Origin of the sequence: Scandinavium tedordense (assembly GCF_024764965.1) — a bacterium.
GTDB classification, from domain to species: domain Bacteria; phylum Pseudomonadota; class Gammaproteobacteria; order Enterobacterales; family Enterobacteriaceae; genus Scandinavium; species Scandinavium tedordense.
In genome coordinates this window covers 319,460-340,559 of the sequence record NZ_JALIGG010000058.1, presented here as the reverse complement: position 1 = coordinate 340,559, position 21,100 = coordinate 319,460, and the positions used below count along the sequence as shown (strand labels likewise).

The window sequence follows — 21,100 nt, the reverse complement described above, 5'->3', positions numbered from 1 at the left end:
AAAACCACATGAGCACAGCACTCTCAACGATGGCCGGGAAACTGGCCGCGCGCCTCGGAATGGATGCTGGGACAGACCTGATGAATACGCTGAAGAATACAGCATTCAAAGGCGGCAACGTTACCGATGAGCAATTTACTGCCCTGCTGATCGTTGCTAACCAGTACGGCCTCAACCCATGGACAAAAGAGATTTATGCATTCCCCGATAAAGGCGGAATTGTCCCTGTCGTCGGGGTTGACGGATGGGCTCGCATTATCAACGAGCACCCACAGTTTGATGGCATGGAGTTCTCCTACGACAAAGATGAAGGCGCATGCACCTGCAAAATTTACCGCAAGGATCGCAAGCACCCCACCATCGTCACTGAATACATGGGTGAGTGTAAGCGCAATACACAGCCATGGCAGTCTCACCCTACCCGCATGCTCCGCCATAAAACGCTGATCCAATGTGCGCGCCTCGCCTTTGGATTCGCTGGCATTTTCGACCAGGATGAAGCTGAACGAGTTATTGAAGGCACAACGGCAGAAGTTCATGCGGGTCATGAATCAGACAGCCGTCGGCCAGAACTGATCGCGAAAGGTGAGTCTGCCGCGCGCCTTGGAACTGTTAAGTATCAAGAGTTTTGGGTGGCGCTGAGCGCCGAAGAAAAACAGGTGATCGGCGTAGTTGAGAAACGCCGCATGTATGACATGAGTCTTGCTGTCGACAACGCAGAACCTGCCAATGCCGTCGAGATGGAGGCTGAATAATGGAACAACGTACACCAGAATGGTTTGCCGCGCGCTGTGGAAAGGTCACAGCCAGCCGCCTGGCTGATGTTATGGCCCGCACCAAGTCGGGCTACTCTGCCAGCCGGCATAACTACATGGCCGAGTTAATTTGCCAGAGGCTGACCGGGAAACTTGAAGAAGGTTTTTCTAATGCAGCGATGATGCGCGGCACTGAACTTGAGCCTGTGGCGAGAGAGATGTACGCGTTGAATGAGTTCGATGCAGAAATCACTGAAGTTGGGCTCATGGACCACCCCGCAATACCCGGATTCGCTGCTAGCCCTGACGGACTTGTTAACGACGACGGGCTTATCGAAATCAAGTGCCCCAACACCTGGACCCATCTTGAAACGCTGAAAACTGGCGAGCCAAAGCGGCAGTACATGCTGCAAATGCATGCGCAAATGATGTGTACCGGTCGCAAATGGTGCGACTTCGTCAGCTTTGATGATCGCCTGCCCGCCAATCTCTCCTATTTCAAAAAACGAATCAATTTGGATGAGGTGCTGGCGAAGGAAATCGAAACAGAGGTGATTCAGTTTCTCACCGAACTGGATGCGGAAATTGAAAAAATAACCCATCGAGATCACGCCGCATGAAACGAGTCCCTCAATACCGGCATTCTGGCCGCCCTGGCAAGTTATCAGGTATGCGAGAGCGCGCGGCCTGGCTCATCACCAAGCGCGGCGGCCAGGCAACCGGTGCCGAACTGGCGGCGATGCTCGGCATTACCCTCATCGAGTTTAACCGGGTAGCCCGGACGCTTACTCGCGGCGGCGGCCTGGTGGCAAACATCGTTGCTTCACCTACGTGGATAACTGAGACCGGAATTGTCGATCGGCACTTCACGATGTCGACCCCGGCACGGTATGTCGTGCAAACGTCACTGACAGCAAAGACTCGGTTATGTACTCGCCGCGCAATCTTTCATGCGGCAGAGGGTCGACGCCAAGAGCATATCGAGAAAGCAGCACGCCGCAGTCGCCTGATTGCTGCAGGCCTGTACATAAACGAATTCGAGGCGGTTCTATGACGGACTGGAAACCAGATGAACTGGCGCTGCTCTGGCGCCACAACAACGCCAAGGTGGCAGAGCTAACAGGTCGAAGCGTTGAGGAGGTCGCCGAACGTCGGTTGCAGGCCAACATCGAGCGGAATGGCTGGGATCGGATTGACCCGGAGCGTGTGCAATGACCGGAAAATACTCTCTTATCTATGCAGATCCCCCCTGGTCTTACAGCAACACCATCAGCAATGGTGCCGCCACAGACCACTACTCCACCATGAAGCTGATCGACATCAAGCGTCTTCCAGTGTGGGAGCTTGCCGCTAAAAACTCGGTGCTGGCGATGTGGTACACCGGCACGCATAACCAGGAAGCAATCGAACTGGCCGAGGCCTGGGGGTTTACCGTTCGCACGATGAAGGCCTTCACATGGGTGAAGCTGAATCAGAATACCGAGATACGCATTAACAAGGCGCTGTCCGAGGCTGAAATCACCGACTTCTACGACTTTCTCGATGTGCTGAACGCCGAGACCCGCATGAATGGCGGTAACCATACCCGGGCCAATACAGAAGACCTGCTTATTGCCACCTGCGGCACCGGCCTGGAACGCCTGAATGCCGGAATTAAGCAGGTAGTGTACAGCCCTCTCGGCGCTCACAGCGAAAAGCCATGGGAAGTCCGCCACCGGCTGGAGTTGCTTTACGGTGACGTGCCGCGCATCGAGCTGTTTAGCCGCAGCGCTGCACCAGGTTGGCATCACTGGGGAAATCAATGCGCTACCGCCGCGGTTGAATTGTTGCCCGGCTGTGCAATCGACGTTGTAAAAACGGAGGCTGCATGACAACAACTGAATGCCTGCTTCTGGCTCTTGGCTTCGTTGTATGCGTGTTAATGCTTGCCAATATGGGATTGCTTCAATGACACCAGAGCAGCACAACATCATTAGATGTCAGGCTCGCAAATGTATCGGCGAATGCAAAAGAGCCACCTCCAATTTCGTCGGTAATCGCGACTCTGTCACCAGGCCGATCATCCTGCGCCATTACGACCAGATAAAAGCAATCTGCCAGCCATTCTCCCGATTTCTCGTTGAAATGGGCAGGGTCAACGGCATTTTAAAGGACAACTGATATGCCAGATATCATTGATTCAGCATCAGAAACCGAAGAGTTACAACGTAACAATGCCCTCGCCGCTCACCGACTCAACCGCAACGCCGTATCAGCTGAGCATTGCGCAGAGTGCGGTGACTCACTTAGCGATGAGCGCAGGAAGGCGTATCCGGGATGCACGATGTGTGTTGCATGCCTTCAGATTGTCGAGTTACGGAATAAGCAGAGGGGTTGGTGATGGATAACAGAAAAGCCCGGCGACTGGTTGGCGCCCACATCAATAACACGTACCGGATCAGCAATAGACGCTGGCAGGTATGGGGAAGCAACTGGCCTTTTGTCTGGGAGCATGCGAAGCCTTCACCTCAGCAGAAAAGAAAGGCTAAAGAGGTTGCGGCATACCGCGAGGAATTGAGGATCAATCAGGACTCAGCCAATGTTCAGGATAATCCAGCCTAATACCTGGTACGCCGATCCCCACGGAGCGCCCTGCAAAATCCTCCGCGCGACCCACGAAGTCATCCACTACATCCGCAACGGACGCACCTGCATCGCCAGCATGGGCCGTTTTCAGCATGAATTCGAGCCGCTGACCAAGGCTCAGGCCGAGCGGATCGCCGAAGAAATCGAAACAGCAGAACACCTGAAGAAGCTGCGCGCCCAGCGTGCGGCTTAAGGAGAACTATGAGCACCATCCAGGACATCCGAAACCAGCTATCAACCCTGGTCACCGAGGCGCATAAAGTAGCGTGCACCTTAGAGATTGGTGATGAGCGAACCGAAGCTTTCGAGCTATACGAAGCGCTTCGCCGACTTCAGCGCCAGGGTGCAGCTGGCGAGATTCTTTCCGCTACCAACCCTCTTCTGGCCTCGCCTTATTACGACGATGACTGGGAAGAGGATGAAGACGATTGACGCAACTGATAGCCAGTTATGAGCTGGCTATTGGGTGCGAAAGCACTGCCACCGTTATCCCTTTTGCCCGGTTCGTCCGGGCGTTTTTATCTACGTACTTGCGAAAATTCATCCAATCAATATCTGGTAGTGCTACTCACGGGAAAATCCTGCATGAAATTTTGCGGTATCTTTCCGATGTAGTGGCCTTGCATTGAACCGAGGTGACTATGGAACACATTATCCAGCTGACTCCGAATAAATGGGTAGCTGAAAAAGTGCTGATCGCGGTGACTGGCTTAAAGCCAGGAACCATTCTCAGAGCAAGAAAAGAATCTTGGATGGTCGGCAGAGAATACGTACATGTGTCCCCTGACGGCGTCCCAAAGCCAACAAGTGAGTGTCTCTATAATCGCGAAGCCGTAGATCGCTGGATAGAGAATCAAATATCAAAACAGCCGGGAATAGACCTTTGATGTGCCCTGCTGTGTGGTTACTCTAATTGAGCTCTTGGGCGCAGGAGGACAAATGGTAAAACCAACATATCCAACCGGCGTTGAAAACCACGGTGGAAAACTGCGTATCGTTTTCCATTACAAAGGCAGGCGCATACGCGAAAGCTTGGGCGTGCCTGATACACCGAAAAACAGAAAAATAGCTGGCGAGCTGAGGACATCAGTTTGTTTTGCGATTAAGACAGGAAGTTTTAACTACGCGGCTCAGTTTCCGGACTCTGTGAATCTGCGTCATTTCGGCCTACAGAGTAAAGAAATCACGCTGTCAGACCTGTCTGAAAAGTGGCTGGATCTGAAGAGGATGGAAACCTCAAACAACACGATGCGTAGCTACGAATCCGTGATCAAAATTATGGTGAACTGGCTTGGAGCAAGGAAGTTGATTTCAGCGGTGAACCAGGAAGATCTTTTGTTCTTGCGAAAAGAACTCCTGACCGGCGCTCACCTTCTGAAGGGCGGACAGAAGAAGGCGAAAATGGGGCGAAAAGCACCTACCGTTAATGGGTACATGGTGATAACTGGTGGCATGTTCCAGTTTGCGGCATCAAATGGGTATATCGAAAAGAACCCGTTTGAAGGGATTTCGTTGTTGAAGAAATCAAAGCCGGAGCCTGATCCATTAGAAAGAGATGAGTTTGTACGGTTGATAGAGGCAGCCAATCATCCGCAGATCAAGAATCTATGGTCCCTCGCTGTCTATACTGGAATGAGACATGGTGAACTTTGTGCCCTTGCCTGGGAAGACATAGATCTGAAAGCCGGGACTATCATTGTTAGAAGGACGTATACGCGCGCGAAAGAATTCACGCTGCCGAAGACAGATTCTGGCACTGATCGAATCATCCATTTGATCCAGCCGGCTATCGAAGCTCTGAAAAGCCAGCTTGAATTGACCCGGCTGGGAAAACAAAAAAAGGTCGAAGTGAAGTTGCGCGAGTACGGACGCTCAAGCACTCACCCCTGCACCTTTGTGTTTAACCCAGAGGTCACCAGAAAAAATCCGGCGGGAACGAACCACTATTCAGTAACGTCGTTGTCCTCCTCCTGGGAGGGATTGACTAAACGAGCCGGGATCAGATATCGAAATCCATACCAGTCCCGCCACACATACGCATGCTGGGCATTAGCTGTTGGGGCAAACCCGACGTTTATAGCAACTCAGATGGGGCACCGGAACGCTCAGATGGTCTACATCGTATATGGAGCATGGATGAGTGAGAACAATGCAGATCAGGTTGGGATACTAAATCAAAAAATGCCTGCTACTGCCCCAGTGGTGCCCCAGGCTGTACAACATACAGCCAAAAGGCCATGAAAATCTTATAGTTAAGCAATGAGACCAACCATATGATTACAACAGACGGTAACGGCGCTTGCGCGTCGGTGGCGTTTCGCACCAGCGAAGTGATTGCCATCTACCCGATTACGCCAAGCTCGACGATGGCGGAACAGGCTGATGCCTGGGCGGGGAATGGGCTGAAAAACATCTGGGGCGACGTGCCCCGGGTGGTGGAAATGCAGTCTGAAGCGGGCGCGATTGCCGCGGTTCACGGCGCGTTACAGACTGGCGCCCTCTCCACTTCCTTCACCTCTTCTCAGGGATTGTTATTAATGATCCCGACGCTGTACAAACTGGCCGGGCAGCTAACGCCGTTTGTGCTGCACGTCGCGGCGCGTACCGTCGCAACCCACGCCCTGTCTATTTTTGGCGATCATTCGGATGTAATGGCCGTGCGCCAAACCGGTTGTGCGATGCTTAGCGCGGCTAACGTGCAGGAAGCGCAGGATTTTGCACTGATTTCACATATCGCGACCCTCAAAAGCCGGGTGCCGTTCATTCATTTCTTTGATGGTTTCCGCACGTCCCATGAGATCAACAAAATTGTGCCGCTGGCCGATGACACCCTTCGCAATCTACTGCCACAGGCCGAAATCGACGCACACCGCACCCGCGCGCTGAACCCGGAGCATCCGGTGATTCGCGGTACGTCTGCTAACCCGGATACTTATTTCCAGTCTCGCGAAGCGACCAATCCGTGGTATGACGCGGTTTACAGCCACGTTGAACAGGCGATGAATGATTTTTCCAGCGCTACCGGCCGCCAGTATAAGCCGTTCGAATACTACGGCCATCCGCAGGCCGAACGCGTTATCGTTCTAATGGGTTCGGCGATTGGCACCTGCGAAGAAGTGGTTGATGAATTGCTGACTCGCGGCGAAAAGGTCGGCGTGCTGAAAGTGCGTCTGTATCGTCCGTTCTCCGCCGCTCATCTGCTGGCAGAGATCCCGCAAAGCGTGAAAACGCTGGCGGTGATGGATCGCACCAAAGAGCCTGGCGCTCATGCCGAACCGCTGTACCTCGATGTAATGACCGCCCTGGCGGAAGCCTTTAACAGCGGCGAGCGCGAAATGCTGCCGCGCGTCATTGGTGGCCGCTACGGCCTGTCGTCGAAAGAGTTTGGCCCTGACTGCGTGCTGGCTGTTTTTAACGAGCTGAGCGCCGCCAAACCGAAGCCACGTTTCACCGTCGGTATTTACGACGATGTGACCAATTTGTCTCTGCCGCTGCCGGAAAACACGCTACCGTCTACCGCCAAACTCGAAGCCCTGTTTTACGGGCTGGGCAGCGATGGCAGCGTGTCGGCAACCAAGAACAATATCAAGATCATTGGCAACTCGACGCCGTGGTACGCCCAGGGCTATTTCGTGTATGACTCGAAAAAAGCCGGTGGTTTGACAGTGTCGCATCTACGCGTCTCTGAGCAGCCGGTTCGCTCGGCGTATCTGGTGTCGCAGGCAGATTTTGTGGGCTGTCACCAGCTGCAGTTCATCGACAAATATCAAATGGCCGAACGCCTGAAGCCTGGTGGGATTTTCCTGCTCAACACGCCTTACAGTGTCGAGGAAGTGTGGTCTCGACTACCGCGTGAAGTTCAGGCCGTTCTGAATCAGAAGCAGGCCCGCTTTTATATCGTCAACGCGGCGAAAATCGCCCGCGAATGTGGGCTGGCGGCGCGCATCAACACCGTGATGCAAATGGCGTTCTTCCAGCTGACACAAATACTGCCGGGCGACAGCGCGCTAATTGAACTTCAGGGCGCGATTGCCAAAAGCTACAGCAGCAAAGGCCAGGAGCTGGTCGAACGCAACTGGCAGGCACTGGCGATGGCGCGGGAACTGCTGGCCGAAGTGGCGCTGCAGCCGGTCGATACCAACAGTCCAAATCGCCCGCCGGTGGTTTCCGATGCCGCGCCTGATTTTGTCAAAACTGTGACCGCAGCGATGCTGGCCGGGCTTGGCGATGCGTTACCGGTTTCCGCGCTACCGCCGGACGGTACCTGGCCAGTCGGCACCACGCGCTGGGAAAAACGCAATATCGCCGAAGAAATTCCAATATGGAAAGAAGATCTGTGCACCCAGTGTAATCACTGCGTCGCGGCCTGCCCGCATTCGGCCATTCGCGCCAAAGTCGTTTCACCTGAGGATATGGATAACGCACCAGGGAGCCTGCATTCCCTGGACGTAAAATCCCGCGATATGCGTGGCCAGAAATATGTGCTGCAAGTCGCACCGGAAGACTGCACCGGCTGTAATCTGTGCGTGGAAGTCTGCCCGGCGAAAGACCGTCAGGATCCAAGTATTAAAGCCATCAATATGATGTCTCGCCTGGATCACGTTGAAGAAGAGAAAGTGAATTATGACTTCTTCCTCGACCTGCCGGAAATCGACAGAACCAAACTGGAACGTATCGACATCCGTACTTCGCAGCTGATAACCCCGCTGTTTGAATACTCCGGTGCCTGCTCCGGCTGTGGTGAAACGCCGTACATCAAGCTGCTGACTCAGCTGTATGGTGACAGAATGATGATCGCCAACGCCACCGGCTGTTCATCTATTTACGGCGGCAACCTGCCCTCAACGCCATACACCACTGACATTAACGGTCGTGGCCCGGCATGGGCGAACTCATTGTTCGAAGACAACGCCGAATTCGGCCTGGGCTTCCGTTTATCTGTCGATCAACACCGCCAACGTGTGATGCGCCTGCTCGAAACATTCGCGGATAAACTCCCGGCTGAGCTGAACGAGGCGCTGCACGCCGAAGCCACGCCGGAAGAACGCCGTGAACAGGTCTCGTCGTTACGCCAGCATTTACAGGGCGTGGACGGCGCAACGGAGCTGCTCACCGACGCTGATGCGCTGGTGGAAAAATCCATCTGGCTGATTGGCGGCGACGGCTGGGCTTACGATATCGGCTTTGGCGGTCTCGACCACGTTCTGAGTCTGACGGAAAACGTCAATATTCTGGTGCTGGATACGCAGTGTTATTCCAATACCGGCGGACAGGCGTCGAAAGCAACGCCGCTCGGCGCAGTCACCAAATTCGGCGAGCACGGAAAGCGTAAATCGCGCAAAGATTTGGGCGTGAGCATGATGATGTACGGGCATGTCTATGTGGCACAGATCTCGCTCGGCGCGCAGCTTAACCAGACAGTGAAAGCGATTCAGGAAGCGGAAGCGTATCCGGGACCGTCGCTTATCATTGCCTATAGCCCTTGTGAGGAACATGGTTATGATTTAGCTCTGAGCCACGATCAGATGCGTCAGCTCACCGCTACCGGCTTTTGGCCGCTGTATCGATTCGATCCGCGTCGTGCTGATGAGGGTAAACTGCCGCTGGCACTGGATTCACGTCCGCCGTCAGATGCCCTCGCCGACACGTTGATGAAAGAGCAGCGTTTCCGTCGTCTGAACGCACAGCAGCCTGAGGTGGCCGAACAACTGTGGAAAGACGCCGCAGCCGATTTGCAAAAACGCTATGATTTCCTTGCGCAAATGGCCGGTAAGGCGGAAAAGTCAACCAGTGATTAATACTCACTCATAATCCAAAAATAAACAAAAAAAGCCCGAACATCTGTTCGGGCTTGTCATTTGATATTGACTAATATAGAAATCACATAACGACACACAGCAACGTCTCAATTTGTGTGGCAAATTAGGCATATAACGACGCCATAATAGATCGATTTACTTCCCCTGTATAATTCCCACCATCAATGTCTCCATCCCATTCATTCACCAAACCAATCAAGATTTCAGCTGTATTATTTTATTTAGATTTTACTCATATAGTAACAATTGAGGCTTACCTTCTTTAGATATCTCTACATTAGCATGGCCTTACTTCCCGTAAGGAAGGCAGAGTATAAAAACAGCTTAAAGGATTATTAAAATGAAAAGAAAAGTACTGGCACTCGTAATCCCTGCGTTATTAACTGCAGGCGCAGTTCACGCAGCAGAAATTTATAACAAAGATGGCAACAAACTTGATCTGTACGGCAAAGTCGATGGCCTGCACTACTTCTCCGATAACAAGGGTGCAGACGGCGATCAGTCCTACATCCGTATTGGCTTCAAAGGCGAAACTCAGATTACCGACCAGCTGACCGGTTACGGCCAGTGGGAATACAACGTTCAGGCAAACAACACTGAAGGCTCCAGCGATCAGGCATGGACTCGTCTGGGCTTTGCGGGTCTGAAATTCGGCGACTACGGTTCATTCGACTACGGTCGTAACTACGGCGTACTGTACGACGTAGAAGCATGGACCGACGTTCTGCCAGAGTTCGGTGGCGACTCCTACACCAAAGCCGACAACTTCATGACTGGCCGTGCTAACGGTGTTGCAACTTACCGTAACAGCGACTTCTTCGGTCTGGTTGATGGCCTGAACTTCGCAGTTCAGTACCAGGGTAAAAACGAAAACCCAGGTTCTGGCGAAGGCACCAACAACAGCAACGGCCGTAACATGAAAAATGCGAACGGCGACGGCTGGGGTCTCTCCACCACTTATGACTTCGGTGCTGGTTTCAGCGCAGGTGCTGCGTACGCGTCTTCTGACCGTACCAACGATCAGACCAACTTCTCCACTGCAGGCGGCGACAAAGCTGACGCATGGACTGCTGGTCTGAAGTATGACGCGAACAACGTCTACCTGGCGACCATGTATTCTGAAACCCGTAACATGACTTCTTACGGCAGCGAATACAACAACACCATCGCGAACAAAACTCAGAACTTCGAAGTGACTGCTCAGTACCAGTTCGACTTCGGTCTGCGTCCAGAAGTATCTTACCTGCAGTCTAAAGGTAAGGAACTGAACAACGTCGACGGCACCTCTGCTGGCGATCAGGATCTGGTTAAATATGTATCCGTGGGCGCGACCTACTACTTCAACAAAAATATGTCTACCTACGTTGATTACAAAATCAACCTGCTGGACGACAACACCTTCACCAAAGACAACGGCGTGAACACTGACGACGTTGTAGCATTGGGTCTGGTTTACCAGTTCTAATTTAGTCGAAGCTTGTTGTAATAAACCCGCCGTTAACGGCGGGTTTTTTTATGCCCGAAAAATACAATCAGAAATCGCGTTGAGGCTGAGAATGAACTTAATTGGTCTTTTTTCTTCCCGAAAAGTGTCAGCGGTTTGTCTGGCAAGTTCCCTTTATTACCCCATTGAGAAAGAAACGACCATTTAAAATGTAACAGTGACGGATAAGTTCAATCTTTTTTCTATCGCACAATATGGATAAAAATGATTGTTACCTGGTTGTTTATTGCTCACTTTCAGCCTGCTGCAACAAACCCGGAACTATATTTTTAATACCATCCTATTCTCTTCCGGTTTTACTGTTCTAAAGTGAATTCATCACAACAGGAGACGAAATCATGAACAGTATTCATACCTTGCTTCTCAATTTCAAAGCCACCTGGCTGCAAGAGCCTACGGGTATCAATCGCCTTGGTCCGCTGTATCTGACCCCAGCGCAACGCTACGCGCTGCTGAAAGAATTGATGATGCCAATCAGCGAAATCAAAAAACCCGGTAAGTAAACGCATTGCGACATAAATCACGCTGGTATTCGGTGCTGTAATCCGTACCATACACGCCAGACTTTCGATAGGGCAGCCGCAGATTATTGCTACAATCCATCAATGATCCCGGTGATCGTCAGTGCTCCTGACGCTGGCTGCCATTTACCTACGACCAGAGCCATCATTACATGTCGCAAAATCAAGAAACGAGTAAGAAAGACCAGTACAACCTGAACAAACTTCAAAAACGCCTGCGCCGTAACGTGGGTGAAGCCATTGCCGACTACAACATGATTGAAGAAGGCGATCGCATTATGGTGTGCCTGTCCGGTGGTAAGGACAGCTACACGATGCTGGAAATTCTGCGCAACCTGCAGCAGAGCGCGCCGGTGAACTTCAGCCTGATCGCGGTTAACCTCGATCAGAAGCAGCCAGGTTTCCCGGAACACATCCTTCCGGCTTATCTCGAGACGCTCGGCGTTGAGTATAAGATTGTCGAAGAAAACACTTACGGCATCGTTAAAGAGAAGATCCCGGAAGGCAAAACCACCTGCTCACTGTGCTCACGTCTGCGCCGCGGCATTCTGTACCGCACCGCCACGGAGCTTGGCGCGACTAAAATCGCCCTCGGCCATCACCGCGACGATATCCTGCAGACGCTTTTCCTGAACATGTTCTACGGTGGAAAAATGAAAGGGATGCCACCGAAGCTGATGAGCGACGACGGAAAGCACATTGTCATTCGCCCGCTGGCCTATTGCCGCGAAAAAGACATCGAACGTTTCGCCGAAGCGAAAGCGTATCCGATCATTCCGTGCAACCTGTGTGGCTCTCAGCCTAATCTGCAACGTCAGGTGATTGGCGATATGCTGCGCGACTGGGACAAACGTTACCCTGGCCGTATCGAAACCATGTTTAGCGCGATGCAAAACGTGGTGCCTTCGCATCTGTGCGATACCGAACTGTTTGACTTTAAAGGTCTGAAACATGGTGCAGAAGTAGTGAACGGCGGCGATTTGGCGTTCGACAGAGAAGAAATCCCGTTGCAGCCTGCTGGCTGGCAGCCGGAAGATGAAGAAACGGATATTATTGCTAACCGTCTCGATATCGTCGAAATCAAATAAGCCCGCAATCAATGATTAAGCCCTCTACACGAGGGCTTTTTTATGTCCGTTTGCTAGCCAAACGGCGGCGGATCGATAATCGGATGCGGGTCTGGATCACCAGGCGGATCGGGCAGCGGCTGAGGTCGTGGAATGGGGTCAGGTACTGGCACGGGATCGGTGGGAATTGGGTCGCTGAGTCGCCACGTCATTTTTGCCTCCAGTTCTTTGTGTGTTCTTTAAGGGTAGTTGTTCTGGAGTATGAGGCAAAAAAAAGCCGACTTATCTAAGTCGGCGTCGTACGAATCAATTTATGCTATGCAGTAATTCAAAAAAGGAAGTAAGACAATATGGAGCGCAACGCCCATCGCTTGACGTTGCATTCACCTGCGAGAAAGATATTGCCCTGAATGGGTATAGCGTTTATTGACCTCGCTCAAATTTGGCGGTGTTTTTAGGCGCATAAGTTGTCATAAAGCCTATTTCTTACAACCATTTACTGCGATGTAACCACCACGTAACACCACCAATCAGCACCACCAACCCGATACAGAACAGCGAAAAGCCGAAATGCCATCCGCCGCCCGGAATGCCGCCGAGGTTAACGCCAAACAGCCCCGTCAGGAACGTGCTGGGCAGAAACACCATTGCCATCAGTGACATGGTATAGGTTCGGCGCGATAAGGATTCCTGCATCACCTGCGCGATCTCATCGGTCATCACTCCTGTGCGCGCGATACAGGCGTCAATTTCATCCAGCCCACGGCCAAGTCTGTCAGAGATATCCTGCATTCTGCGGCGCTGATCGTCATTCATCCACGGGAAACGTTCGCTCGCTAAACGCGCAAAGACGTCTCGCTGTGGCGCCATATAGCGGCGCATTACAATCAGCTGTTTACGCAACAGAGCCAGAAAGCCACGCGGGGGAATTTGCTGATCGAGCAGATTATCTTCGAGGTCGATGATTTTATCGTGCAGCTCCTCAATGAATTCACTGGCGTGATCGGTCAGGGCATCGCAGACATCTACCAGCCAGCCGCCGCAATCGGTGGGGCCGGTGCCCTCTTCCAGATCTTTTACCACGTCGTCCAGCGCCAACACTTTACGCTGACGAGTCGACACAATCAGTCGCTCGTCCATATACAGACGCATCGCCACAAGTTGGTCCGGACGCTCATCAGTGCTGCCGTTGATACAGCGCAGCGTAATCAGCGTCCCTTCGCCCATGCGGGTTACACGAGGGCGAAGGCTGTCGCCTGACAGCGCATCGCGCACACTGTTTGGTAGCAGGGGTGTCGTCGCCAGCCATTCTGCGCTTTCAGGATGGGTATAGTTAAGATGTAGCCAGCACGGGGTCTCTTTATCGATAGCCCTGTCATCATCCAGCGGGATAACCCCGCCTTTTCCGTCCAGCATCCAGGCAAAAACCGCATCAGGTACGTTCACATCGGCTCCCTTAATGGCTTCCACAACGCCTCCATTAATCTTCTGAATATGCAATGAAGTCTAGCCCCGCAAGGGCAATACGCAAAATGCCGCACCGGCATCGCACTGAATTTGTTCATGAAAGCAGAATTATCTGGCAGGCCGATGCGCAGCGCAATGTGCAAATCGTTAACAAGAATGAAATATTGGCAGCGCGAAATAAAACGGGCCTGCCAAAGCAGACCCGTTAAGCGAGATTTATGTGCCGTTAAAACGAGTGCCAGTAGTTTCTGTCAGTGCCGATTGCTGCCGCAGGCATTGGCTGTGGCGTTATCGCCGGAGTGACTGGCGCTGACGCATCGTTGCCGAGACGGAAATTTCGTGTCCGGGTCTGCAACTCGACAACCTGATGTTTTAAAACATCTGACGAACCGGCTAATTCCTCTACCACCGCCGCGTTACTCTGCGTCACTTTTTCCAGCTCAGATAATGCCTGCGTTATTTGTTCAATCCCTTTCTCCTGCTGAAGCGTCGAGCAGGAAATTTGCTCCATCAGGTTACTCAATAATCCGGAGCCGGAAACTATGTCCTGCATATTCTTCTCGGCTTCGGCAACAATACTGGCCCCCTGGGTCACGTTATCGCTGGTGACGCTGATCAGGGTTTTAATATTTTTCGCCGCCTCGGCGCTGCGATGAGCCAGATTTCGCACTTCACCAGCCACCACAGAGAATCCTTTTCCGTGGTCGCCCGCCCGCGCCGCTTCTACCGCTGCATTAAGTGCCAGAATATTAGTCTGGAACGCAATGCCGTCAATCAGGCTAATAATTTCCGTCATTTGACGGGCACAGTCGGTAATAGACTGCATATTGGTCGCCACTTCGCCCATCAATTCACCGCCTTTACGGGCACAGAGCGTAGCATCGCCCGCACGCCCGCTGGCAAGACGGGTATTTTCCGCATTGTTTTTGGTGCTGGCGGCGATCTCTTCCATGCTGGAAGCGGTCTGCATCAGGGTTGCAGACTGCTGTTCTGATGTCACCGAGAGCTCTGCACTACGATTCGCCAGTTGCTCAGACAAGGTCATCGCAGTTTGTGACGACGCGCGGATCTCCGATACCAGCGTTGAAATATTTGTCGACAGACTATTAATGCCTGGAATTAATCGTCCGGCGCAGTTATTGCCAAACTCAGGGATATACACCGATAAATTACCTGACGTGACTTCATCAATACTGCGCTTTACCGCATTAATTGGCGTCACCAGATATTTAGTCATATAAAGCCATAACAACGATATCGCCACCAGCCATGAAATATTAAACATGACCATTACCGCTACGCTCGCAGATAACAGAACAGCAAAAATATCGACAATTAAGAAAACCACCAGTAAAAACATCAATATGAATGTTCTGACACTAATATTTCTTAACATAATCAGACTCACAGAGATACTCGGAGGGGTGATATGGTTATAGCAGTTGCTTTCACCATTTCAATATAATTCCCATTACAAATTAATATTCACCGTTAAAGATGGTGAGTTTGACTTTGGCGAATGGTTTATCTGACACATCAGTAGCTTTCCAGTACCTTCTCCTAAAAATTAACATTTCACGCCAACAATGCGATAGTTTATCGCCCAAACAACCTCACAAATCGCATTTCATTTTACTGCCACTGCATAACAGTTAAGTGATACTTAAGCCTTAGTGTACTTCCTGCGCGATATTTTTTACCTTTCAGTAAAAAATCAAAATGGCAGATCCAATCGGCAGAAATACGGCATTTCTTCTCCTTTATTTCATTAGCATCGCCCAAGGATTTACTGTTACATTGCTTTAACAATCTTAAAAAGAAGTGGATTGCATGATGCTGTATGTTTCGTGGGACCCGGTTCTGGTCGGCATTTCCTTTTTAGTCGCCTTTATTGCGTCATTTGTGGCGCTGGACAGCGCGGCAAAGATTGCTGCTTCCAATAAAAAAGCTGCACTTTTCTGGCGCCTTGCCGGCGGTTCAACGCTGGGAATTGGGATCTGGTCGATGCATTTTATTGGCATGCTGGCGATGAAAATGCCTATGATGATGCATTATGACTTTGCAATAACAGCAGTGTCATTACTGGTGGCAGTCGTTGCTGCGACGTTATCTATCAATATTGCTGTTAACGGCAATGTGTTATCTCTCAAACGTCTGTGCCTCGCCACCGCCATTCTCAGTAGCGGCGTGGTTATCATGCACTATGTCGGCATGGCTGCGCTGATGATGCATGACAACATTAGCTGGAATTACGGCCTGGTGGCGCTATCAATAATCATCGCCATTGTCGCCTCCGGAGTCGGCCTGTGGCTGGCGTTCAGTCTGCGACTCAACAGCAAAGGTGCTTTGATTAATCGTATGACCGCAGCGGTTGTGATGGGCATCGCCATCGCCGCCATGCACTACACAGGCATGAGTGCCGCAGAATTCGAGGATCAGAGCCACAATATGGCCATGACCGGTGGCGTGAGCGAGCTCGGGCTGTCCATTTGGGTATCGGCCACAACCCTGGCCATCCTCGGCGTGATGCTGATAATCTCGATGGTTGATTCACAGCTGCGAACCAACCGGCTTACGGAGAATCTGCAGCTGCTCAACCAACAGCTCGAACAGCAGGCACGTTTTGACGGCCTGACGGGTCTGGCGAACCGTAGCCAGATTGATTTACGTCTCGAAGCCTGCCTGCAACAATCGCAGGTGACTCACTCGCCATTTGCCCTGATTTTTATGGATCTGGACCGTTTCAAACTGGTGAATGATGCATGGGGGCATCACGTCGGCGATCACCTGTTGGTGTCCGTCGCCAACCGCATCAGCGCCTGCCTTTCAGCCAAAATGACCCTCGCCCGCCTGGGCGGCGATGAGTTTATTTTGCTGGTTCCGGACGCCACACAGGGTGACGTCGAAGATTTAGTGGCGCGCATGGTGGAATGCGTTCGCCGTCCGTTTTACGAGGCCGGGCAAATTCTGCAGGTGTCGCTGAGCGCCGGAGTCAGCCTGTTCCCGCAGCACGGTAAAACGTTGCAGGAGCTGAAGCTGCGAGCTGATACCGCGATGTACAACATCAAGCAGCAGGGCCGAAACGGCTGGGCGATTTACCATCCTGATATGGTGCAAAAAGCCTGGGAAGGCGCGGAGTTTCTGCAAGATCTCACTCAGGCGCTGGAGCGCGATCAGTTAGAGCTGTGGTATCAGCCAAAGTATCACGCAGGAAATAAAAGTATTCACGGCTTCGAAGCGCTGCTGCGCTGGCGTCATCCGGCGAAGGGTATCCTGCTGCCGGACGTGTTCCTGTCAACGCTGGAAAACACCGGTCTTATCATTCCGGTCGGCTATTGGGTTATTGACCAGGCCTGTATGCAGCTGCGTCAATGGGGGGATCAGGGCCATCAGGACTGGAGTCTGTCGATTAATCTTTCTGCGGCGCAGTTTGAGCAATTCGATATTTATGACACCATTTGCGGGGCACTGGCTCGTCACGCGGTACCGCCGTCGCGCCTGACCATTGAGCTGACCGAAAGTACTGCCCTGCGTAATCTTGAGCGCAGCATCGACATCCTTAACGACTTCAACCGGATGGGCATCACCGTTTCAATCGATGATTTCGGCACCGGCTATTCGAACATGCTGACGCTGAAAAACCTGCCTGCGCGGGAGCTGAAAATAGATAAAAGTTTCGTGCGCGATATTCGCGACAACAGCAAGAACGTCAAAATTGTCGCCACTATTATTGATATCGCCCATTCGATGAACATGCATGTCGTGGCCGAAGGTATCGAAACGCAGGATCAGCAGCAGCTATTAACCAGCCTCGGCTGCGGCTATTTACAAGGATTTTTATTTTCCAAAGCCCTGCCGGTAAAAGAGATCCCGCAGCTGCTGGCGCAAATCGAAAGTGCGAAAAACATTATCGTCGCGCCCATCGTCACGGCGGTGCAAAAAAAACAGGCGTGAAACTGTAAATGCATTATGTTTAATACGTGCCGGTGGCGGATGACATTCGCCCAGGGAGATAATGCAATGTTGCCAGCCGAATTGTCCGCTTACCATCACCTGACCACGCCACTTTGGGTGGTGGATCCGCTCGACGAGCGTTTAATTTTTGCCAACTATGCCGCGCAGGCGCTGACGGGGGAAAGCTCGTTATCGGCCCTGCGCTTCGGGCCACTTTCTGCCTGTGCGCAAACGCGGCTGTCGCTGTACCTCAATGACCTTCAGCATCAGCATGAAATCGTCGAAATCTGGACGCTGGCGACTCTTGCCGGTGATTTAGCGCTGCGCTGTCGGCTGACGTTAGCCTCCTTTCCTGGCCTGGCGCCGGTCATCCTGTTTGAAGGGGCGAACATTCCTCACGCGGCAACGGAAAGTTATGCCCGTTCCGTCAGCTATAAATCCGGCCGTCACAATTTCTACCAACGCTTTTTCATGACCACTACTGCGCCAATGCTGCTTATCGACACCGCTCGCGATGGGCTGATTGTCGATGCCAATCTCGCGGCGCTGCGTTTTTACGGTTATCGCCGGGAAGAGATGTGCCAGAAGCACACCTGGGAAATCAACACCCTGGGACGCCAGGTGCTACCGGTGATGGCAGAAATTGCGCGGCTGCCCGGAGGGCATAAACCACTCTACTTCGTACACCAGATGGCCGATGGCTCGACGCGACATGTGCAGACCTACGCCGGGCCAATCGTCATTGACGGCGATCGACTAATGCTGTGCATTATTCACGACATTACCGAGCAAAAACGGCTGGAGCAGGAACTGGAATACGCCGCACTACGTGACTCTCTTACCGGTCTGCTGAACCGCCGCCAGTTCTATGCCCTCACTGAAGGCCAGGCCTCACGCCATCTGCCGCTGAAAAACGATTACTGCTTGCTGCTGGTGGACACCGATAATTTCAAAGCGATCAATGATATTCACGGTCATCTGAAGGGAGATGAAGTACTGGTACAACTTTCAAGAATTCTGGAATCGAGTAGTCGCAGCGGTGATTTTATCTTCCGATGGGGAGGTGAAGAGTTTGTGCTGCTGCTGCCGCGAACGGCATTGGATACGGGACTGGAAATTGCGGAGTGCATTCGTGACAGCGTCACAAAATTGAGCGGCGAGGGTCTGCCCGGCTTTACCGTTAGCATCGGCGTGGCCTGTCATCAGGCACAAGAGACCATCGATGATCTTTTCAAACGCGTCGATAAAGCGCTTTATCAGGCCAAGCACGACGGGCGCAATAGAGTTCTGGCGGCATAAAAAAACCGCCCGCAGGCGGTTTTGATGCACGTTGGCGTCAATGGTGTTTGTACTCACCGGCGCTATGCTGAGGCCCGATTCGCCCGGCTTCCACCAGGATCTCTTCTATTAATTCCTCAAGACACTCTTTCCCATGTTTATCGCACACCAGATGCACTTGTCTGAAAATTTCTTCTGCGTTCATACCATCGCACAGTGCGGATTTCAGCATGATCGCGGCCCATCGTTTTGCTTCAGAATGCGTCAACATATCCCCTCCTGATACAGGATATTAACTAAGCATAGTTCGCCTACGCTGCGTTATCCATGTCCATAGAGTGGTTATTTATCCTAAATAAAAGCCCGACGTCTTCACGCCGGGCTTCGTTGCGATTCAGAGGAATCAGTGCTTAATGATGTACATCGTGCGGCTGTACGCCACGTCTTCCGGGTTACCGATTGGATAGCCCTTCAGCCACGGTTTAATCAGACGCCCGTTGGTGTACTGATAAATCGGCGCAATCGGAGCCTGAGCCGCTATGATTTTCTCGGCTTCATTATAGTCGTCATTACGCGCTTTTTCGGTAGTTTCCAGCGTAGCCTTGTTGATAACTTTGTCGTACGCCGGATCGTTAAAGCGAGAAATGTTCCCAGTGTGCGTGGAAGTCAGCAACGACAGGAAGGTTGACGGTTCATTATAATCCCCTACCCACGACGCGCGGATCACGTCAAAGTTGCCGGTGTTGCGGCTGTCGATGTAGGTTTTCCACTCTTGGTTTTGCAGCTTCACATCAACGCCCAAATTTTTCTTCCACATCGACGCCACTGCGATGGCGATTTTCTGGTGGTTTTCAGAGGTGTTGTACAGCAGCGTCAGTTTCAGCGGACGCCCCGGTCCATAGCCTGCGGCCGATAGGAGCGTTTTCGCCTGCGCATTCAGCTCTTCCTGGCTCATTTTTTCCGCGGCAGTTGGCTGTGGCGTAAAGCCAGAAGTCACATCCGGGGTAAAGTGCCAGGCTGGTTTCTCGCCGGTGCCGAGCACTTTTTCCGCCATGATGCGACGGTCAATGGTCATGCTCAACGCCAGACGCACGCGAGGATCCGCAGTTGGCCCTTTTTGGGTGTTAAACGCGTAGTAATACGTCCCAAGCTGCGGCGGCGTATACACCTGCCCCGGAATGTCTTTCTGCAGCTGCTTGAATTGATTTTTTGGGAACGATTCGGTGATATCAATATCGCCCGCCAGATAGCGTTTAGTGGCGTTCGATTCCTGATTAATCGGCACAAACGTCACCTGCTTGATGACGGTTTTAGCGTTATCCCAGTAGTTTGCGTTTGGCACAACCACAAGCTTTTCATTCACCACGCGCTCTTTCAGCACGTAGGCGCCGTTACCTATCAGCTTGCCAGGACGGGTCCAGTTAGGATCGCTTTCGACGTTGGCCTTTTGCACCGGATAAAGGGAGAAGTTGGCGGTCAGGTTCACGAACCACGGCAGCGGTTTATCCAACTGAACGCGCAAGGTTTTGGCATCGACTGCGGTCACGCCCAGCTTATCCGGCGTCGCTTTGCCATCGATAATATCCTGCGCATGGGTAATGCCCGCCAGAGCGGCAAACCAGGCAAACGGCGACGTCGTTTTAGGGTCAACAAGGCGCTGCCAGCTGTAGACAAAGTCCTGTGCTGTTACCGGCGTGCCGTCGGACCATTTCGCGTCATCGCGCAAAGTGAAAGTCCAGGTGCGGTTATCGTTGGTTTGCCATTTGGTCGCCACGCCCGGGATAATATTGCCCTTCCCGTCCTGGTTCACCAAGCCTTCAAACAGGTCGCGGATCACCTGAATTTCCGGTAAGCCCACCGCCTTCGCCGGATCCAGCGACGCAGGCTCATCTTTAATGTGACGAACCAGCATCTGCTGCTGCGCCAGAACGGTTCCCTGCGGAACGTCGGCCGCAAAGGAAAGAGAAGAAACGCCACTTAGCGCCAACGCAAAACAGATAGACGATACAGGAAACTTCATGGGATCCCCTTGTTCCAAAAAAACCAGCCAACTTAGTCGGGTAATTATTTGTTTCAACAGGAAGAATTGCAAATGACTTGTGACAAAATA

22 protein-coding genes are annotated in these 21,100 nt (G+C 52.2%); 17 read left to right on the top strand and 5 right to left on the bottom strand.

Features of this window, described 5'->3' with window-relative positions:
- Positions 1-8: 8 nt before the first annotated feature.
- From bet to ttcA, 15 genes are all read left to right on the top strand, one after another.
- On the top strand, positions 9-755 hold the full coding sequence (gene bet / locus MUU46_RS20970; RefSeq protein ID WP_258966563.1) for a phage recombination protein Bet: 747 nt from the start codon (positions 9-11) through the stop codon (positions 753-755).
- The gene (locus MUU46_RS20965) at positions 755-1,375 is read left to right on the top strand and encodes a lambda exonuclease family protein (protein ID WP_258966562.1); all 621 of its coding nucleotides are present in this window, start codon (positions 755-757) and stop codon (positions 1,373-1,375) included. Before bet ends, MUU46_RS20965 begins: the two co-directional genes overlap by 1 nt.
- Positions 1,372-1,809, top strand: coding sequence for a regulator (locus MUU46_RS20960; protein WP_258966561.1), 438 nt, complete (start codon positions 1,372-1,374; stop codon positions 1,807-1,809). Before MUU46_RS20965 ends, MUU46_RS20960 begins: the two co-directional genes overlap by 4 nt.
- Positions 1,806-1,970 carry a hypothetical protein gene (locus MUU46_RS20955; protein ID WP_258966560.1) on the top strand — a complete coding sequence of 55 codons (165 nt, stop codon included), beginning with the start codon at positions 1,806-1,808 and terminating at the stop codon, positions 1,968-1,970. The genes MUU46_RS20960 and MUU46_RS20955 overlap by 4 nt, the downstream gene beginning before the upstream one ends.
- Entirely contained in the window at positions 1,967-2,626 is a 660-nt protein-coding gene (locus MUU46_RS20950; protein ID WP_258966559.1) for an MT-A70 family methyltransferase, read from the top strand. Before MUU46_RS20955 ends, MUU46_RS20950 begins: the two co-directional genes overlap by 4 nt.
- A 290-nt stretch (positions 2,627-2,916) precedes the next feature.
- Positions 2,917-3,135 carry a TraR/DksA family transcriptional regulator gene (locus MUU46_RS20945; RefSeq protein ID WP_258966558.1) on the top strand — a complete coding sequence of 73 codons (219 nt, stop codon included), beginning with the start codon at positions 2,917-2,919 and terminating at the stop codon, positions 3,133-3,135.
- Entirely contained in the window at positions 3,135-3,356 is a 222-nt protein-coding gene (locus tag MUU46_RS20940) for a hypothetical protein (protein WP_258966557.1), read from the top strand. The genes MUU46_RS20945 and MUU46_RS20940 overlap by 1 nt, the downstream gene beginning before the upstream one ends.
- On the top strand, positions 3,334-3,573 hold the full coding sequence (locus MUU46_RS20935) for a DUF4222 domain-containing protein (RefSeq protein WP_032103556.1): 240 nt from the start codon (positions 3,334-3,336) through the stop codon (positions 3,571-3,573). The genes MUU46_RS20940 and MUU46_RS20935 overlap by 23 nt, the downstream gene beginning before the upstream one ends.
- 8 nt (positions 3,574-3,581) lie before the next feature.
- Positions 3,582-3,812: a hypothetical protein gene (locus MUU46_RS20930; protein ID WP_258966556.1), complete on the top strand. Its 231-nt coding sequence runs from the start codon at positions 3,582-3,584 to the stop codon at positions 3,810-3,812.
- 209 nt (positions 3,813-4,021) lie between these two features.
- Positions 4,022-4,267: an excisionase family protein gene (locus MUU46_RS20925; RefSeq protein WP_125353927.1), complete on the top strand. Its 246-nt coding sequence runs from the start codon at positions 4,022-4,024 to the stop codon at positions 4,265-4,267.
- Between the two features lie 52 nt (positions 4,268-4,319).
- Positions 4,320-5,621: a site-specific integrase gene (locus MUU46_RS20920; protein WP_258966555.1), complete on the top strand. Its 1,302-nt coding sequence runs from the start codon at positions 4,320-4,322 to the stop codon at positions 5,619-5,621.
- Between the two features lie 32 nt (positions 5,622-5,653).
- A complete protein-coding gene (gene nifJ, locus MUU46_RS20915; protein ID WP_258966554.1) occupies positions 5,654-9,178 on the top strand; it encodes a pyruvate:ferredoxin (flavodoxin) oxidoreductase in 3,525 nt (1,174 codons plus the stop codon).
- A gap of 361 nt (positions 9,179-9,539) precedes the next feature.
- Positions 9,540-10,664 (top strand): porin OmpC, encoded by a 1,125-nt coding sequence (gene ompC / locus MUU46_RS20910; protein ID WP_159758932.1) that lies wholly within the window; start codon positions 9,540-9,542, stop codon positions 10,662-10,664.
- Positions 10,665-11,041: 377 nt separating this feature from the next.
- Entirely contained in the window at positions 11,042-11,206 is a 165-nt protein-coding gene (locus tag MUU46_RS20905; protein WP_159758930.1) for a hypothetical protein, read from the top strand.
- A gap of 170 nt (positions 11,207-11,376) precedes the next feature.
- Positions 11,377-12,312, top strand: a complete 936-nt coding sequence (ttcA, locus tag MUU46_RS20900) for a tRNA 2-thiocytidine(32) synthetase TtcA (protein WP_258966553.1) — start codon at positions 11,377-11,379, stop codon at positions 12,310-12,312.
- A gap of 53 nt (positions 12,313-12,365) precedes the next feature.
- Here the strand turns inward: ttcA and ynaL are convergent, their stop codons facing one another.
- The 3 genes from ynaL to MUU46_RS20885 form a co-directional block, all read right to left on the bottom strand.
- A complete protein-coding gene (ynaL, locus tag MUU46_RS20895) occupies positions 12,366-12,503 on the bottom strand; it encodes a proline-rich small protein YnaL (RefSeq protein ID WP_159774631.1) in 138 nt (45 codons plus the stop codon).
- Positions 12,504-12,777: 274 nt separating this feature from the next.
- Positions 12,778-13,761, bottom strand: coding sequence for a zinc transporter ZntB (gene zntB / locus MUU46_RS20890; RefSeq protein WP_258966552.1), 984 nt, complete (start codon positions 13,759-13,761; stop codon positions 12,778-12,780).
- A gap of 223 nt (positions 13,762-13,984) precedes the next feature.
- Positions 13,985-15,154: a methyl-accepting chemotaxis protein gene (locus MUU46_RS20885; protein ID WP_258966551.1), complete on the bottom strand. Its 1,170-nt coding sequence runs from the start codon at positions 15,152-15,154 to the stop codon at positions 13,985-13,987.
- A gap of 437 nt (positions 15,155-15,591) precedes the next feature.
- Here MUU46_RS20885 and MUU46_RS20880 point away from each other — a divergent pair, with 437 nt between their 5' ends.
- Complete coding sequence (locus MUU46_RS20880; protein ID WP_258966830.1) at positions 15,592-17,712, top strand: putative bifunctional diguanylate cyclase/phosphodiesterase; 2,121 nt, start codon at positions 15,592-15,594, stop codon at positions 17,710-17,712.
- Between the two features lie 66 nt (positions 17,713-17,778).
- The gene (locus MUU46_RS20875; protein ID WP_258966550.1) at positions 17,779-19,011 is read left to right on the top strand and encodes a sensor domain-containing diguanylate cyclase; all 1,233 of its coding nucleotides are present in this window, start codon (positions 17,779-17,781) and stop codon (positions 19,009-19,011) included.
- Positions 19,012-19,048: 37 nt separating this feature from the next.
- On the opposite strand, the gene MUU46_RS20870 is transcribed toward MUU46_RS20875, so the two are convergent.
- Complete coding sequence (locus MUU46_RS20870; RefSeq protein ID WP_159758920.1) at positions 19,049-19,261, bottom strand: hypothetical protein; 213 nt, start codon at positions 19,259-19,261, stop codon at positions 19,049-19,051.
- A gap of 132 nt (positions 19,262-19,393) precedes the next feature.
- On the bottom strand, positions 19,394-21,010 hold the full coding sequence (locus tag MUU46_RS20865) for a peptide ABC transporter substrate-binding protein (protein ID WP_258966549.1): 1,617 nt from the start codon (positions 21,008-21,010) through the stop codon (positions 19,394-19,396).
- Positions 21,011-21,100: the final 90 nt, after the last annotated feature.

Excerpts from the sequence above, each read along its gene's own strand:
- bet (WP_258966563.1), top strand. The coding sequence starts at position 9 with ATGAGCACAGCACTCTCAACGATGGCCGGGAAACTGGCCGCGCGCCTC.
- MUU46_RS20965 (WP_258966562.1), top strand. The coding sequence starts at position 755 with ATGGAACAACGTACACCAGAATGGTTTGCCGCGCGCTGTGGAAAGGTC.
- MUU46_RS20960 (WP_258966561.1), top strand. The coding sequence starts at position 1,372 with ATGAAACGAGTCCCTCAATACCGGCATTCTGGCCGCCCTGGCAAGTTA.
- MUU46_RS20955 (WP_258966560.1), top strand. The coding sequence starts at position 1,806 with ATGACGGACTGGAAACCAGATGAACTGGCGCTGCTCTGGCGCCACAAC.
- MUU46_RS20950 (WP_258966559.1), top strand. The coding sequence starts at position 1,967 with ATGACCGGAAAATACTCTCTTATCTATGCAGATCCCCCCTGGTCTTAC.
- MUU46_RS20945 (WP_258966558.1), top strand. The coding sequence starts at position 2,917 with ATGCCAGATATCATTGATTCAGCATCAGAAACCGAAGAGTTACAACGT.
- MUU46_RS20940 (WP_258966557.1), top strand. The coding sequence starts at position 3,135 with ATGGATAACAGAAAAGCCCGGCGACTGGTTGGCGCCCACATCAATAAC.
- MUU46_RS20935 (WP_032103556.1), top strand. The coding sequence starts at position 3,334 with ATGTTCAGGATAATCCAGCCTAATACCTGGTACGCCGATCCCCACGGA.
- MUU46_RS20930 (WP_258966556.1), top strand. The coding sequence starts at position 3,582 with ATGAGCACCATCCAGGACATCCGAAACCAGCTATCAACCCTGGTCACC.
- MUU46_RS20925 (WP_125353927.1), top strand. The coding sequence starts at position 4,022 with ATGGAACACATTATCCAGCTGACTCCGAATAAATGGGTAGCTGAAAAA.
- MUU46_RS20920 (WP_258966555.1), top strand. The coding sequence starts at position 4,320 with ATGGTAAAACCAACATATCCAACCGGCGTTGAAAACCACGGTGGAAAA.
- nifJ (WP_258966554.1), top strand. The coding sequence starts at position 5,654 with ATGATTACAACAGACGGTAACGGCGCTTGCGCGTCGGTGGCGTTTCGC.
- ompC (WP_159758932.1), top strand. The coding sequence starts at position 9,540 with ATGAAAAGAAAAGTACTGGCACTCGTAATCCCTGCGTTATTAACTGCA.
- MUU46_RS20905 (WP_159758930.1), top strand. The coding sequence starts at position 11,042 with ATGAACAGTATTCATACCTTGCTTCTCAATTTCAAAGCCACCTGGCTG.
- ttcA (WP_258966553.1), top strand. The coding sequence starts at position 11,377 with ATGTCGCAAAATCAAGAAACGAGTAAGAAAGACCAGTACAACCTGAAC.
- ynaL (WP_159774631.1), bottom strand. The coding sequence starts at position 12,503 with ATGACGTGGCGACTCAGCGACCCAATTCCCACCGATCCCGTGCCAGTA.
- MUU46_RS20885 (WP_258966551.1), bottom strand. The coding sequence starts at position 15,154 with ATGTTAAGAAATATTAGTGTCAGAACATTCATATTGATGTTTTTACTG.
- MUU46_RS20880 (WP_258966830.1), top strand. The coding sequence starts at position 15,592 with ATGCTGTATGTTTCGTGGGACCCGGTTCTGGTCGGCATTTCCTTTTTA.
- MUU46_RS20875 (WP_258966550.1), top strand. The coding sequence starts at position 17,779 with ATGTTGCCAGCCGAATTGTCCGCTTACCATCACCTGACCACGCCACTT.
- MUU46_RS20870 (WP_159758920.1), bottom strand. The coding sequence starts at position 19,261 with ATGTTGACGCATTCTGAAGCAAAACGATGGGCCGCGATCATGCTGAAA.
- MUU46_RS20865 (WP_258966549.1), bottom strand. The coding sequence starts at position 21,010 with ATGAAGTTTCCTGTATCGTCTATCTGTTTTGCGTTGGCGCTAAGTGGC.